Origin of the sequence: Bradyrhizobium sp. AZCC 2230, from assembly GCF_036924495.1 — a bacterium.
In the GTDB taxonomy this organism is placed as follows: domain Bacteria; phylum Pseudomonadota; class Alphaproteobacteria; order Rhizobiales; family Xanthobacteraceae; genus Bradyrhizobium; species Bradyrhizobium rifense.
This window is the reverse complement of sequence record NZ_JAZHRS010000001.1, coordinates 4246813-4260548: the sequence shown is the minus strand read 5'-3', so window position 1 is coordinate 4260548 and position 13736 is coordinate 4246813. Positions and strand designations below refer to the sequence as shown.

Genomic DNA, 13736 nt, shown 5'->3' with positions numbered 1-13736 from the left:
CGACGCGCTTGCAATGCTTTATGAGGGGCTCGACCGAGGCGGGATCGGCGGGCGATGGACGTCACCGAGTTTGAGGAACTGATCGACCGGCTGGGCGAGGATCCCTCCCTCTGGCCCGACGACCGGCGTTTGCCCGCCGAAGAGCTGCTGAAGCATTCCTCCTCTGCCCGGGCCGTGCTGGAAGAGATGCGCGCCTTGCGCCAGGCGCTCGCTGCGCCTCCGGTGCGGGCGCCTGCAGGCCTCGCCGACCGTATCGCTGCCGCCGCCGCGAAAATGAAGAGCGACACCGCCGAGCCGCGCACCGAAGGCGAGACGGCGGGCAGCTGAACGGCTCTTCCTCTGACATTCCAATCTGATTGATTCTTGCGCTCGAGCCGGCGTGCGCGGGCGGCTGCGCTTTTTCGTAAGCGCGCTTTTGGCATTTCCGGACACCACACACGCGGCAGATTTTGCCGTGTCGAATGCGACTTTCGCAGCGGTGAATCCGCGCCTGAATCCGCGCGGCCACGCGTTTCATCAGCACACAGATTTCAAGCGCGCTGACGACATCCCTGTCGCCGGCTGCGCGAGAAAGCCGGAGTTTCTGATGACAGTATCCGCAACGAGTTCTGCAACGACTGCGACCACGACGACGTCGTCATCGTCGAGCACCTCGTCCAGTTCGACGCTGACCTCGAGCGATTTCCTGAGCCTGCTGGTCAGCGAGCTTCAGAACCAGGACCCGCTGAACGCGACCTCGACCACCGACTTCATCAATCAGCTCACGTCTTACGCCAATTTCAGCCAGCAGCAGTCGATCAACTCCAACCTGACATCGCTCTCCAGCTCGTTCTCGAGCCTGGTGACGCTCAACTCGGTCAACTATATCGGCCACACCGTCGAAGCAAAGACCGACACGTCGACCTTGAGCAACGGCTCGGCGACGTTCGGCTATTCGCTGTCCTCAGCCGCTTCCGACGTCGCAGTCACCATCAAGGACTCCTCCGGTAACACCGTCTACACCGGCACCGGGACCGGCAACTCCGGATCCAACACCTTCACCTGGGACGGCAAGAACTCCAGCGGCACCCAGCTCACGGACGGCGGTCAGTACACCATCTCGGTGACCGCGACGGATTCCGCCGGCAACTCGGTGCTCAACTACACCACCATCTCCGGCACGGTGACGGGCATCGACACCTCCACTTCCACGCCATCGCTGACCGTGAACGGCGTCTCCGTCAGCGCCGCCGACATCATCGGCGTCACGTCCTGATCCTACGTCCTGATCCCTCTGGAGTTTCTTCATGAGTCTCACCGGTGCACTCTCTTCGGCGATCTCCGCGCTCAGCGCGCAGAGCCAGTCCCTGTCGATGATCAGCGACAACATCGCCAATACCAGCACGACGGGCTACAAGACGACGTCGGCGATGTTCGACGATCTCGTGACCGCATCGAGCAACGCGACCTCCTATGCCTCGGGCGGCGTCACCGTCTCGGGCCGCGCCAACATCACCCAGCAAGGCCTGCTGGCTGCGACCTCGAACGCCACCGACGTTGCCATCCAGGGCTCGGGCTTCTTCGTGGTGAGCAGTGCCACGTCAGGCGGCACCACGTCCTATACCCGCAACGGCGCCTTTTCGACCGACAACGCCGGCTATCTCGAGAACAACGGCAGTTACCTGGAGGGATGGCGCACCGATTCGGATGGCAACGTCGTCGGCAATGAATCGGCAAGCAATCTCGCAGCCATCAACACCCAGGTCGCCTCGACCAGCGGCAGCGCCACCACCAAGACCACGATCGCGGCGAACCTGCCGTCGGATGCCGCGACCGGCGATACCTATACCAGCTCGATGACCGTCTACGATTCGCTCGGTGCCGCGAACTCGATGCAGATCACCTGGACCAAGACCGGCACCAACGAATGGAGCGCGAGCGTCGGCACACCGACCTCGACGTCGGACACCACGACTACGACTGCGACCAGCGCGACGGCCGGCACGAGCGGCACGATCGACATCGTCTTCAACACCGACGGTTCGTTGAAGAGCACCAGCCCAAGCCCTGCGACCGTCGCGGTGAGCGGCTGGAAGGACGGCGCGGCCGACAGCTCGATCACGCTCGATCTCGGAACAGCCGGAGGCACCGATGGATTGACGCAATATGCCTCCGGCGAGACGACGCCTGCAGTCAACGTCACCAGCATCGACTCCGACGGCCTGTCCTACGGCAAGCTGTCCAGCATCGCGATCGGCAAGAACGGCGTGGTCGACGCCACCTATTCCAACGGCCAGACCATCGCGATCTACAAGATCGCGGTTGCGACCTTTGCCGATCCAACCGGGCTTTCCGCCGCCAGCGACGGCCTCTATTCCGCGACCGTGACATCGGGGAATGCTGCGCTGCAGGCGTCCGGCGAGAACGGCGCGGGAACGATCTACGGCAGCGAGCTGGAATCCTCGACCACCGATACCTCCAGCCAGTTCTCGAGCATGATCTCGGCGCAGCAGGCCTATTCGGCCGCCTCCCAGGTCATTTCCACCGTCAGCAAGATGTACGACACCCTGATCTCGGCGATGAGGTGAGCGATGCGCAGCGAGGAGGCCAAAGCCGCCGGAGAAGCGCTGTTGCGCCGGCTGCGACGCCTGGTGGCACGGGCCGCAACCGTGAAGGACAGTGACCACAAGCAGCTGCTTGCCTTGCTCGACGATCTCGAGACGACCCGCCGCGGCCTGTTGAAGGAATGCGCGGAGGTCGAGGGCGAGATGAGACAGGCGACCGTCAGGACGACCGCGATCGGCGCTTACTTGCGCAACTCGCAAGTCCATCGCGGCAAACGGCATAGTTAGAAGAAGGCGATGACCATGAGTGTAGCCCAAGCCAATAGCCAAGCCACGCGGACCAACGCCGCAAATGGCGACGCCCGGATCAAGTCGCTGATCGGACTGATCGACGTCCTGACCGCGCTGGTCGCGGAAGAGAATGCCGAGCTCGCCAAGGGCCTGCCGGCCTCGCGCCTGAAGCAGGTCGACGAGAAGAACCGCCTCGCTGAGATCTTCGAACGATCCGTCGCCGAATGTGCGGCGGGCGGAACCACCCTGAACGTGCGGGACCGGATCCTGCGCGAGCAGCTGTTGGATCGGATCCTGAAGCTGCGCGCGGCGATGGACGAAAACCTGGTGCGCCTGCGTGCCGCGATCGAGGCCAGCAATCGCCGGATCGAAGCGGTCATGCAGGCGATCCGCGAGCAGATCGCCGCGGTGTCGCCCTATGGCGCCTCCGGCCGGGTCGCCGCGCGCGCCGTCTCCAGCGGCACCAGCCGCAGCGCCTGACGACAAGGAGAGCCCGCCGTGTCGCTCGATATCGCACGATCGATCGCCTTCAGCGGCCTGTCGTCCACGTCGGTGCAGATCAGCGTGACGTCGTCGAACATTTCGAACGCCGACACGACCGGCTATACCAAGAAGACCGCGAACCAGTCGAGCAGCGTCACCAACGGCGTCGGCACCGGCGTCACGGTGACAGGCATCACCTCGACGGTCGACAAGCTGCTGCTGAAGTCGCTGGTCAGTGCGGATTCCGATCTCGGTTCGGCCGACACGACCAATACCTATCTGACCTCGCTGGAGAAGCTCTACGGCTCGACCAGCAGCACCGACAGCTCGTCGACCGGGACCTCGCTGGCCAACAGCATCGCCTCGCTGGAATCGGCGCTGTCGTCGCTGGCAAGCACGCCGAGCAGCGCCTCGCTGCAATCCAACGTCGTCAGCGCGCTCGACGACGTTACGAGCCAGTTGCGGGAGACCTCGAGCGGCATCCAGAAGCTGCGCTCCAATGCCGACCAGGACATCTCGTCCTCGATCGACGACGTCAATACGGACTTGCAGAACATCGCGGATCTGAACGCCGAGATCAAGCAGACGGCGGCAACCGGGCAGTCGACCGCCGACCTGGAGGACCAGCGCAACACCGCGCTGCAGGACGTCGCCTCCAAGATGAACGTCAGCTACTACACGGCGTCGAATGGCGATCTCCAGATCTACACCACGACCGGGCAGGCGCTGGTCGACTCTTCCGCACACAAGATCAGCTATACCGCCGCGGCTAATGTGTCGTCGTCGACGACCTACACCGCCGGCTCCTCGTCGAGCGGGTTCAGCGCGATCACGGTGAATGGCGTCGACATCACCTCGCAGATCACCGGCGGTGACATCGGCGCGCTCATTACGCTCCGTGACAAGACCCTGCCGGCGGCACAGTCGCAGCTCGACCAGTTCGCGACCCAGCTTGCCTCCGCGGTCAATACCGTCTCAAACAGCGCCTCCTCGGTGCCGGCACCGACCAGCCTGACCGGCACGACCAGCGTCACCAGCAGCACGGCGCTGTCGGCCACCGGCACGGTGCGCATTGCCGTCACCGACCAGAGCGGCAATCTGGTCTCCTACGGTGATATCGATCTGTCGTCCTATTCCAACGTTGGGGATCTCGTCACCAAGATCAACACCATCTCCGGACTGTCGGCGTCGGTCGATGCGAACGGGCATCTCTCGATCACGGCTACCGGCTCTGGCAATGGCATCGCCATCAACGAGATGACGAGCTCGGTCGGTAGCTCGAGCGAAGGATTTTCCGACTATTTTGGTCTCAACGACCTCGTGACCGGAACGAGCGCATCGGATATCGCGGTCAACAGCAGCATCCTGTCCGGCACCAACGAGCTGCAGCTCGCCACGCTGGACTCCTCGTCTAGCCTCACGGTCGGCAGCAGTGTGCTGACGTCGGGATCGGCGACCGTGGTCAATGCGTTCTACAGCGCATTGACGGCCTCGCGGACGTTTTCCTCCACCGGGGGGCTCGCCGCCACCACGGGTTCCTTTGCCGACTATGCCTCGACCATCGTGGCCGATGTCGCGAGCAAGGCCTCGCAGGCGTCCACCAATTACACCGCCAAGGAGACCGCGCAGTCGACCTATGCGAGCTCGCTGTCGTCGCAATCGGGCGTCAATCTCGACGAGGAATCGGCCAATCTGAGCACGCTGCAAAACCAATACTCGGCAGCCTCCGCGCTGATCTCGGCTATCAACAGCATGTACTCGGCGCTTATCACCGCCGTGCAGTCGTCGTAAAGCGCGCGGGAGCAGCTCCATGGTCGCGATGCGGATCGCCACCTTCGCCCAGTCGAGCAAGATGATCGCCGACGCGATGCGTGTGGAGTCGGTCATGGCCAACGAGCAGGTTCAGGAATCGTCGGGCGTCGTCTCGACCGATTTCGGCGGTTACGGCTCGAATGCGCAGCATGTCGTCAATCTCCAGGTCTCGGTGACGCGCGCGCAGTCCTATATCGATGCGGCCACGCTCGCCGACAGCAAGGTCCAGGTGATGTATTCGGCCGTCGGCTCGATGACCGATATCGTCACGCAGCTCCGCTCTCAGCTCAGCGCCGCCTCGACCGGTAGCTCGACCGAAACGAACTCCGTGATCTCGTCCGCGCAGCAGATGCTGGAGCAGATGGGCTCGCTGATGAACACGCAGTATGACGGCCAGTATGTCTTTGCCGGCGGCAAGACGGACACGGCGCCGGTCGATCTCACCAGCTTTTCCTCGGGGACGGGCTCCACCACCACGGCGGATACCAGCTACTACAAGGGCGATGACGAGATTGTCTCGGTGCGCGTCGCCGCCGACAACACGGTGTCTTATGGCGTGACCGCCGACAATTCGGCGTTCGAGGAGGTGATGCGCGTGCTGAAGTTCGTGGCCAACAGCACCTCGCTGTCATCCTCCGACATCACCAGCGCGCTCGACCTTGCCAGCACGGCGCTCGACGACACCGCGGCGGTGCAGGCAAAACTCTCCAGTTCGGCGTCCTCGATCGAGTCGGCGAGCACGCAACAGACCGACTACAAGAGCTACGCCGAAAGCCTGTCGAACGATCTCACAGGCGTCGATGTCGCCGCCATCACCGCGCAGCTCTCGACCTACCAGGCGCAGCTCACAGCGTCGTATTCGGCGATGTCCAAGATCCTCAGCATGAATCTTGCGAGCTATCTGAAATAGGCGAGGCCTATTCGGCCGCGATCCGCTCCATCGCCATGGTGCGAAGTTTTGCGCGCTGGATCTTGACGCCGTTGGCGCTGTCGGTCACGGGGAAGGCGTCCACGACATAGATCCGTGCCGGGACCTTGTAGCTGGCGAGCCGCTCGCGCAGGCGTGCCGTCAGCACCTCCTGTTGCGGTGAAGTCTCGCCCGGAATGACGAAGGCAACGCAGCGGGCGTGGCCCTTCAGATCGACCGCGACGACCTGAGCATCGGCGACATCGGCACAGGATTTGAGCTCGTCCTCGATCTCGCCGGGCGCGACCAGGAAGCCACCGAGCCGCATCGCGTCGCCTGCGCGGGTCTCATAGACGAACGAGCCGTCGCCGCGGAGACGGCCGATGTCGCCGGTGCGGAAGAAGCCATCGGCGGTGATGGCATCCCGCGTCGCCTCGGGATTGTTGAAATAGCCGAGAAAGCGCGACGGCGCGCTGATCTCGATCTCGCCGGAGACGCCATTGGCTGCAAGTTCGCCGGTCTCGGTGCCGCGCACGCGAACCCTGGCCTCGGGCGACATGGGCCAGCCGCCGCCCTCGACGCGGTCGGCGAAGGCGTCGCTGGCGCGGCTGATCGAGAACAGCGCCTGCACCTCGCTCGAGCTGTAGAGGCCGAATAGCGGCAGGCCGCGGGCCTCGGCCGCTGCGGCCAGATCGCGCCAGCCAGGTTGGAACGCGGCGAAGCCGCAGACTTCGAGATGCGGGAACGGACATTGCTCATCGGTGAGCGCGAGGATGCGGCGGAACATCTCGTCGGAGCCGAAGGCGTGCGTGGTCTTGTGCGCGCTGAGGATTTTTTGCGCCGGTGCCGCCTCGAAGGCGTCGAGCACGTGGACGGTCGCGCCGGCCGCGATGAAGCCAAGCAGGCTCGTCATGCCAAAGGTGCCGCAGAACGGCAGCATCGCCAGCAGGGAGTGACGCCGCGGCGAAAGCTGGAGCGCCTTGGCAACGGAGTTGGCGTGGGTCGCGAGCGTTCGCTGCGAGTGCGCGACGAGTTTTGGTCCTTTGGTCGTGCCCGAAGTCGTGTAGAGCAGCACCGGTAGATCGACGTTATCTTGCGGCATCGGGGCGGGCGGGTATGGCTTGTCGAACGCATCAAAGCGAATGCAGGGCCATTGCGCGGGGATCGCATCCGCGCCGACCACCGCGAGCTTCTGCAGCGCGGGTACGTCGTCCTTGGCAATGTCGGCGAGAATGGCCGCGAAATCGATCGAGCGGAATGCCGCCTCGACCACCAGCAGCTTGGCGCCCGACAATTTCAATAGATGCGCGACTTCCGCGCTGCGGTAGCGCGTATTGACGGCGGCAACGATCGAACCGAGCCGGGCGGCGGCGAACAGCAGCGTGATCCATTCGACCCGGTTGACCAGCCAGACCGCGACCACGTCGCCCTTGCCGATACCCTGCGCAGCGAGCCAGGCCGCAGTCTGCTCGACCATCCCTGAAAACTCCGCGCGCGAGACGGGCGTGCCGTCGAACACGAAGGCAGGATCGGCGGCGGTCTCCGATACGATCAGCGATTGCAGTGAAACATGGTCGGCGTGCATGGCAACCGAAGTAGCCCGATCGCGCAAACCTGTCTACTTGGTGCCGAACATCCGGTCGCCGGCATCGCCCAGGCCCGGCACGATGTAGCCATGATCGTTGAGACGCTCATCGATCGCGGCGGTCCAGATCGGCACGTCGGGATGCTCGCTCTGGAACTGCGCGATGCCCTCGGGCGCCGCCAGCAGGCAGACGAAGCGGATGTCGCGGGCGCCGCGGTTCTTGAGCAGGGAGGCCCCGGCACAGGCCGAATTTCCCGTCGCCAGCATCGGGTCCATCAGGATCACGGTGCGGTCGGACAGGTCCTGCGGCGCCTTGAAGTAATATTCCACCGCCTGCAAGGTCTCGGGGTCGCGGTAGAGCCCGATATGGGCGATGCGGGCCGAGGGCATCAGCGCCAGCATGCCGTCGAGGAAGCCGACGCCGGCGCGCAGGATCGGTGCCAGCGTGAGCTTCTTCCCGGCGATCTTTGGCGCCTGCATCGGCGAGATCGGGGTCTCGATCTCGACCAGTTCCAGCGGCAGGTCGCGCGTCACCTCGTAGCCGAGCAGCATCCCGATCTCGTTCAGGATCTCGCGAAAGCTCTTGGTCGAGCGGTCCTTCTCCCGCATCAGGGATAGCTTGTGCTGGACCAGGGGGTGGGCGACGACGTTGACGTTGCTTGTGCTCATGAAACCGATCTACACGGTTCCACGAAACTGCGCCAGATCGGCCGGGCGTTTTCCGCAAGGAGGGGCGGCCTATCCGGGCTGCGCGACCGCCGTTTGCAGCCGGTTGCTTGCCTCGTAGGCAGCCATGGTCAATTCGCGGTCGATCGCCGTGAAGTCTAGACGCCGAGCCCGCGCGCTGCGAGCGTGATCACGATGGTCAGGATTGCACCCCAGACCAGGCTCAGCGTCATGGTCAGGATGGTCGTGGTGACCGCGTGCTCGAGATGTCCCTTGAGGAACTGCACGTTAGTCTCTCAGCGAACGCGCAACCAGCACGATCAGCGGATTGCCGCGGTTCTCGATGTCGAGCTCGAAGGTCTCGGTGGGGAACACCAGCGCGCACCGCGCAGGCTTGCTCTGCCGGTTGGCGAAATCGACGGCCGAGCTCTTGAACAGGAACAGGCCGCCGATGCGTCCGTGCGCCTCGCGGGCGACCCAGAGGCCGGCCTGGTTGCGGCCGATAAAAAAGGCGGGAATGGCGTCGCTGATCACATCGGGATCGAGCGGCTTGAGTTCTACCGCCTGCACCTGCCGCGGCTGGCGGTGAGTTGCTTGAAGAGCAATTGCGGCCATGGCGGCCTCCTCACACATCTGCAAGGTCATGATTGTCACCGCTGCCTTTCAGGCGTGGAGGTGCCAGACGAAGATCGCGGTCTTCAGTGCGATCAGCGCAGTGAACACGCCGCCCATGGTGAGCACCGCAAGTGCGCGCAGCGCGACGCGCTTGAGTTGAGCCTTGCGCGCCGTCGACATCCGCGGCCGGCGCTCCATCCAGTCAAGAGGCCGTTCAAGGCCCTGTGTCAGCATCGACATGTCCGATAGTCCTTCTCTGCAGCGGCTGCCTTGGCCGGCATGATCTGCCGGATATGATGAGCATGGCAGCATAGGAATGCGAGACGGGAGGCCGTGCTGTCATATAGGAGCGCCATAAAGGCGCGTCCTACGCGCCGACGCTGTCGATCAGCTCCTCGTCGGCGATGGCGGCGAACGCCCTGACCACCTCTCTCTGCGCGGTCGCGTCCAGCGGCACGATAGGCAGCCGTGTAGCCGCCGACATCAGGCCAAGCACACTCAGGGCGTATTTGAGCGCGGCTGGACTTTCCCGGGAGAGGCAGGCAATCAGCGGGACGAGGCGCTTGTGCAGATAGCGCGCGGTTTGCAGGCGGCCTTGCCTGACCTGCGAGAAGATCGTCCGGCAGAGATCCGGTGCGATGTTGGAGACTTCCGAGATCGCTCCGTCGCCGCCGCCGGCGATATAGCCGAAGGTGGTCGCGTCCTCGCCGGACAGCAGCCGAAAGCCTGCCGGCAGCAGTCGGTTCAGCCGCATCGGGCGGGTGATGTCGCCGCCGCCATCGCGCAGGCCGACGAACTGGCGAGACTCGACGAGGCGTAAAAGGGTCTCGTCGGCGAGTGGGCGCAGCGTGCGGGAGGGAACGTCGTGCACGATCACCGGCAGTCCGGTCGAGCCGGCAATGGTGCGGAAATGCGCGAGCATCCCCTCCTGCATCGGCTTGTTGTAGGCGGGCACCACCGCGATGATGGCATCGGCGCCGGCCGCCTCCGCCCGCCGCGCAAGTTCGACGGCGCGGCTGGTCGCATTCGACATCGCACCGGCGATAACCCGCGTGCGACCGCGGGCGACATCGACCGCCGTGCGAATGACAAGCTCCTGCTCGGCGGGCGAGAGCGTCGGCGCCTCGCCCGCCGTCTCGCAGACGACGAGCGCGGGAACACCGGCTGCGATTTGGCGTTCGCACAACGCGGCGAACGCATTGAGGTCGATCGCGTCAGCCGCATCGAACGGCGTCGGCAGATCGGGAATAAAGCCTGTGAACCAGGCAGAGGGAGGGATGAACATGGCGTTTCGCCGAATGCGGCCTGCTCAGGCGGCGCGCTGCGCGAGGTCGGGGTGTTTACCCATGTCGAGCTCGATCTCGCGCGGCAGCTCGACGATGGTCTCGGGGTGCTGTCCGTTCTCGAACAGCGCATATTTGATGGCCTGGGCGCGGCTGACGAACAGGCCGCCATAGAGGCCGTTCTGCTCTTGGGCAATCCACTGTCCCCTGTGGTTGCGGCCGATGAAGACGATGCTTGAGAGGGAGCTGCACGAGGGAGGTTCGACGAGTTTCACGGACGTATTCCTTCCGATTGAACGAGGTCGCGGGTGCATGTCCCGCAACCGTCCGATCAATATCGAAGCAAGCAGATATGATTTCGAGTGAGGCTGCGTGGCGATCTCATAGGCGCATCATAAAGGCGGGCGTTCAGGTCAGTTCATTGACGACATGAACCAGGGCGAAAAGCGCGCCAAATGCGGCGCATTCGTCCCAATGATTGAGGACGGCACCGAACGGTGTCTCGTGTTTGAGAAGGGCAACAGCAGCACACAGGATGATCGACATCCAAAGCAGGGCTTTGAGGCTTCGTCCGAATCCGATGCTGCCGAACGCTGCGAAGGCAGCGAGAAGCGCCACGCGCACGGCAAATCGCGCTATGATCCGCGCCGGGCTCAGGGCCCCGCGATATGTCCGAAGATTGCGGCAAGGCATGAACCGGACCGGTTGGCTCAGCTGAAATTCTCGCAGCCGACCGGTTCGTAGAACGGGTCGAGAGCGGGGCGCACGGTCGGAACGCTCGGTCGCGAGACTTCCATGGCCAATGCCTGGACCTCGACGAAAGCCGACAGCAGCGCGATCGCGAGGTCGGCGTGGCATCCCTCGACGGCCGCGTCGAGCCAATCCGGCAGCTCGCGTTCACGCGAGAGTGCGCAATGCCATTCACCTTCGTCATAGGCGATCCGGCGGACATGCCACAGCGGCAGTTCGAGCTCCATCAACGCAAGCGCGGCGTCGGCCCAGGCCTCCGCATCGATCAGGCGCATCACGCGAGCGGTGCGCTCGGTCTGTCCGAGCGAGGGAAAGCGGCGACAGGCCTTGTCGATGATCTCGAGCATCAGGGGCCGCGTCATGTCTTGCGCATTGCGCAGGCGGTCGCCAAGCGAGGGCAAATCGTAGAGTCGTAGAGCGGTCATCTCAGGCCTCCTGGAATTGGCGTCGGTCAGTCGGCCGGCCTCTTCAGGATGGCGGGAAGGGCATTTGAAAACGAGAGGGGCACAGGGCGGGAGATATAAAGATTCCATAAGTGCGGGCGCCCACGCATGAGTAACGCGATGCGCCACCGGCCGCTCCGCCCTTTATGAGATTCCTATAACTTGGCCATAGCCCTCGTCTCGAAAACCTATGCCCGTGGTGGCACTTCAGCATGGTCAAAAGTCCCGTTTGGGGCCGTGGAAATGCGTTGCGCTTCTCTCCACGAGCTCCGCCGGGTCCCCGAGAAAGTGTTGCTCCCGATATAGGGACGCAACCAGGAGCAATCCCATGATGGACATTCTGATGCTGGCGCTGGGCTTGGGCTTCTTTGCCCTTGCGATCGGCTACACCTACGCCTGCGAACGGTTGTGATGGAGCGGACTATGATCTTCGATTACGCACTCGCCGGCGCCGTCTCGTTCGGCCTCCTGTTCTACCTCACTTACGCGCTGCTGCGGCCGGAACGGTTCTGAGTCGTGCTGCTGCTCGTCGAATTGCTACTGGCGGACATTGCGCTCGTCGGCAGCCTGCTTGTGGTGCTCCTGCCGCTGTTGCGCCGGACGCCGAGCCTGAAGGGTTAATGCCATGACTGTGATCGGTTGGCTCCAGATCATTCTTTTCTGCGTTATCATTGTCGCGCTCACAAAGCCGCTCGGCTGGTACATGACGCGCGTGTTCAACGGCGAGAAGACGTTTCTCTCGCCGGTGCTGCGTCCGATCGAGGCCGGCATCTACTGGATCTCCGGCGTCGACGAGAAGCGCGAGCAGCATTGGCTGACCTACACGGTCGCGATGCTGCTGTTCCATGTCGGCGGCTTCCTCATCATCTACGGCGTGATGCGCTTGCAGGCCGTGCTGCCCTTCAATCCGGCAGGCCAGGGCGCGGTCGCCGAGGATCTCTCGTTCAACACGGCGATCTCCTTCATCACCAACACCAACTGGCAGAATTACGGTGGCGAGAGCACGATCTCCTATCTCGTGCAGATGGTCGGCCTGACGCATCAGAATTTCCTGTCCGCGGCTACCGGCATCGCGCTCGCGGTTGCGCTGATCCGCGGCTTCTCGCGGGCGTCGATGCGGACCGTCGGCAATTTCTGGGTCGACGTGACCCGCACCACGCTTTATGTGCTGCTGCCGATCTGCGTCATCTACACGCTGTTCCTGATCTCGCAGGGCATGCCGCAGACGCTCGGCGACTATGTCGAGGCCACAACGCTCGAAGGCGCCAAGCAGACCATCGCGGTCGGCCCGGTCGCCTCGCAAGTCGCGATCAAGATGCTGGGCACCAATGGCGGCGGGTTCTTCAACGCCAACGCCGCGCACCCCTTCGAGAACCCGACCGCGCTGTCGAACTTCGTGCAGATGCTGTCGATCTTCCTGATCGGCGCGGCCATGACCAACGTGTTCGGCCGCATGGTCGGCAACCAGCGCCAGGGCTGGGCGATCCTCGCCGTGATGGGCGTGCTGTTCATCGCCGGCGTCGCCGTCACCTACTGGGCGGAAGCCAACGGCACCTCGACGCTGCAGGCGCTCGGCCTCACCGGCGGCAACATGGAGGGCAAGGAGGTCCGCTTCGGCATCGTCGCGTCCTCGCTGTTTGCCGTGATTACCACCGCCGCCTCCTGCGGCGCGGTCAACGCCATGCATGACAGCTTCACCGCGCTCGGCGGCATGATCCCATTGATCAACATGCAGCTCGGCGAGATCATCATCGGCGGCGTCGGCGCCGGCCTCTACGGCATGCTGCTGTTCGTCGTGCTCGCGATCTTCGTCGCAGGCCTCATGGTCGGCCGCACACCGGAATATGTCGGCAAGAAGATCGAGGCGCGCGAGGTCAAGATGGCCATGCTCGCGATCCTGGTGCTGCCGCTGATGTATCTCGGCTGGACTGCGGTCGGCGTGGTCTATCCGCCCGCCGTCGCCTCCATGGCCAATGCCGGCCCGCATGGCTTCACCGAAGTGCTCTACGCCTATACGTCGTCGACCGGCAATAACGGCTCGGCCTTCGCAGGTCTCACCGGCAACACCTTGTTCTACAACCTCACGCTCGCCAGCGCGATGTTCGTCGGTCGCTTCTTCATGATCATCCCGGCGATGGTGATCGCGGGTTCACTGGCCGCGAAAAAATCCATTCCGCCGTCGGCGGGCACGTTCCCGACTACCGGCGGGCTGTTCGTCGGTCTCGTCGTCGGCGTGATCCTGATCATCGGCGGCCTCACCTTCTTCCCGGCTCTCGCACTCGGCCCGATCGTCGAGCATCTCGCGATGAACGCCGGTCAAGTCTTCTAATCGACAGTCTTCTGATTGCTGGAGTGACC

18 protein-coding genes are annotated in these 13736 nt (G+C 63.9%); 9 read left to right on the top strand and 9 right to left on the bottom strand.

Annotated features, from left to right (window positions below; genetic code table 11):
* Nucleotides 1-54 precede the first annotated feature (54 nt).
* From V1280_RS20365 to V1280_RS20335, 7 genes are all read left to right on the top strand, one after another.
* Nucleotides 55-327, top strand: a complete 273-nt coding sequence (locus tag V1280_RS20365) for a hypothetical protein (protein WP_334527899.1) — start codon at nt 55-57, stop codon at nt 325-327.
* Between the two features lie 259 nt (nt 328-586).
* The gene (locus V1280_RS20360; protein ID WP_334527896.1) at nt 587-1255 is read left to right on the top strand and encodes a flagellar hook assembly protein FlgD; all 669 of its coding nucleotides are present in this window, start codon (nt 587-589) and stop codon (nt 1253-1255) included.
* Between the two features lie 31 nt (nt 1256-1286).
* A complete protein-coding gene (flgE, locus tag V1280_RS20355) occupies nt 1287-2567 on the top strand; it encodes a flagellar hook protein FlgE (protein WP_334527893.1) in 1281 nt (426 codons plus the stop codon).
* A 3-nt stretch (nt 2568-2570) separates the two neighbouring features.
* Nucleotides 2571-2831: a hypothetical protein gene (locus V1280_RS20350; RefSeq protein ID WP_334527890.1), complete on the top strand. Its 261-nt coding sequence runs from the start codon at nt 2571-2573 to the stop codon at nt 2829-2831.
* A 9-nt stretch (nt 2832-2840) separates the two neighbouring features.
* Nucleotides 2841-3314, top strand: coding sequence for a flagellar protein FlgN (locus V1280_RS20345; RefSeq protein ID WP_187435269.1), 474 nt, complete (start codon nt 2841-2843; stop codon nt 3312-3314).
* A gap of 18 nt (nt 3315-3332) precedes the next feature.
* Nucleotides 3333-5108 (top strand): flagellar hook-associated protein FlgK, encoded by a 1776-nt coding sequence (gene flgK / locus V1280_RS20340; RefSeq protein ID WP_334527885.1) that lies wholly within the window; start codon nt 3333-3335, stop codon nt 5106-5108.
* 19 nt (nt 5109-5127) lie between these two features.
* A complete protein-coding gene (locus V1280_RS20335; protein ID WP_334527882.1) occupies nt 5128-6039 on the top strand; it encodes a flagellin in 912 nt (303 codons plus the stop codon).
* A 7-nt stretch (nt 6040-6046) separates the two neighbouring features.
* Here the strand turns inward: V1280_RS20335 and V1280_RS20330 are convergent, their stop codons facing one another.
* From V1280_RS20330 to V1280_RS20290, 9 genes are all read right to left on the bottom strand, one after another.
* Nucleotides 6047-7621: an AMP-binding protein gene (locus V1280_RS20330; protein ID WP_334527880.1), complete on the bottom strand. Its 1575-nt coding sequence runs from the start codon at nt 7619-7621 to the stop codon at nt 6047-6049.
* Nucleotides 7622-7654: 33 nt separating this feature from the next.
* Nucleotides 7655-8290, bottom strand: coding sequence for a uracil phosphoribosyltransferase (upp, locus tag V1280_RS20325; protein ID WP_334527873.1), 636 nt, complete (start codon nt 8288-8290; stop codon nt 7655-7657).
* Nucleotides 8291-8445: 155 nt separating this feature from the next.
* The gene (locus V1280_RS20320; RefSeq protein WP_334527870.1) at nt 8446-8574 is read right to left on the bottom strand and encodes a hypothetical protein; all 129 of its coding nucleotides are present in this window, start codon (nt 8572-8574) and stop codon (nt 8446-8448) included.
* A gap of 1 nt (nt 8575) precedes the next feature.
* Entirely contained in the window at nt 8576-8932 is a 357-nt protein-coding gene (locus V1280_RS20315) for a hypothetical protein (RefSeq protein ID WP_334527867.1), read from the bottom strand.
* Nucleotides 8933-8950: 18 nt separating this feature from the next.
* The gene (locus V1280_RS20310) at nt 8951-9142 is read right to left on the bottom strand and encodes a hypothetical protein (RefSeq protein ID WP_334527864.1); all 192 of its coding nucleotides are present in this window, start codon (nt 9140-9142) and stop codon (nt 8951-8953) included.
* A 127-nt stretch (nt 9143-9269) separates the two neighbouring features.
* Nucleotides 9270-10187 (bottom strand): 4-hydroxy-tetrahydrodipicolinate synthase, encoded by a 918-nt coding sequence (dapA, locus tag V1280_RS20305; RefSeq protein WP_334527861.1) that lies wholly within the window; start codon nt 10185-10187, stop codon nt 9270-9272.
* Nucleotides 10188-10211: 24 nt separating this feature from the next.
* Nucleotides 10212-10460, bottom strand: a complete 249-nt coding sequence (locus V1280_RS20300; protein ID WP_334527858.1) for a hypothetical protein — start codon at nt 10458-10460, stop codon at nt 10212-10214.
* A gap of 133 nt (nt 10461-10593) precedes the next feature.
* The gene (locus V1280_RS20295; RefSeq protein ID WP_334527855.1) at nt 10594-10809 is read right to left on the bottom strand and encodes a hypothetical protein; all 216 of its coding nucleotides are present in this window, start codon (nt 10807-10809) and stop codon (nt 10594-10596) included.
* A gap of 86 nt (nt 10810-10895) precedes the next feature.
* On the bottom strand, nt 10896-11360 hold the full coding sequence (locus tag V1280_RS20290; RefSeq protein WP_334527852.1) for a hypothetical protein: 465 nt from the start codon (nt 11358-11360) through the stop codon (nt 10896-10898).
* Between the two features lie 441 nt (nt 11361-11801).
* Between V1280_RS20290 and V1280_RS20285 the strand changes: the two genes are divergently transcribed.
* A complete protein-coding gene (locus V1280_RS20285) occupies nt 11802-11891 on the top strand; it encodes a K(+)-transporting ATPase subunit F (protein WP_038965694.1) in 90 nt (29 codons plus the stop codon).
* Nucleotides 11892-12003: 112 nt separating this feature from the next.
* The gene (gene kdpA, locus V1280_RS20280; protein WP_334527849.1) at nt 12004-13707 is read left to right on the top strand and encodes a potassium-transporting ATPase subunit KdpA; all 1704 of its coding nucleotides are present in this window, start codon (nt 12004-12006) and stop codon (nt 13705-13707) included.
* The last annotated feature ends 29 nt before the right edge of the window (nt 13708-13736 follow it).